General features: G+C 63.6%; 1 protein-coding gene. It reads right to left on the minus strand.

Annotated elements, in window-relative coordinates:
• The coding region (gene tssI / locus CAF74_RS28875) for a type VI secretion system tip protein TssI/VgrG (protein ID WP_139832944.1) at positions 1–719 on the minus strand (719 nt) is incomplete at both ends.

Genomic DNA, 719 nt, shown 5'->3' on the forward strand with positions numbered 1-719 from the left:
GTGTGGTGTTCTTCGGCCTTGAATTCCGTGTAGCTGTTCTTTTCCACGACGTCGTGGCGTTCGTTGCCGACGCGGATTTTCTGGTCGTGTTCGATGTTTTCGTCCCAGTCGCGCTGGGCGTGCAGGAAGATCTGTTCCTGGCCTTTCTTGTCTTCGATGCGCAGTTCGTTGAAGCCGCCGCCGCCCATGGAGCTCAGGGTCTTGAAGGTGGTGCGCGTCTTGTTCGCCGGCAGGGCGTAGGGGACGGTGTTTTCCTTGTGGTACAGGCAGCCGCTGATCAGCGGCTGGTCGGGGTCGCCTTCGAGGAAGGTGACCAGCACTTCCATGCCGATGCGCGGGATCGCGATGCCGCCGTACTGGGCGCCGGCCCAGGCGGAGGACACGCGCAGCCAGCAGCTGGTCTTGTCGTCGGCGAGGCCGTCGCGGTCCCAGTGGAACTGGACTTTCACGCGGCCGTATTCGTCGCAGTGGATTTCTTCGCCTTTCGGCCCGGTGACCACGGCGCTCTGGCTGCCGAGGATGCGCGGTTTCGGGTGGCGCAGGGGCGGGCGGTTCGGCACGTCCCACGGGGTGGCCTGGAAGCGGTTGCGGTAACCCTGATGGAAATCGTCTTTGAGCGCGGTGGTGTCACTGGTCACCGACTCTTCCAGCACCTGCGGCTGTTTGCCTTCGTGGTGGACTTCGGTGAGCAGCCACAGGTCGTTCCACTTGGCTTTCGG

This window comes from Pseudomonas sp. R45(2017), from assembly GCF_002112305.1.
Taxonomy (GTDB): Bacteria; Pseudomonadota; Gammaproteobacteria; order Pseudomonadales; family Pseudomonadaceae; genus Aquipseudomonas; species Aquipseudomonas paraglycinae.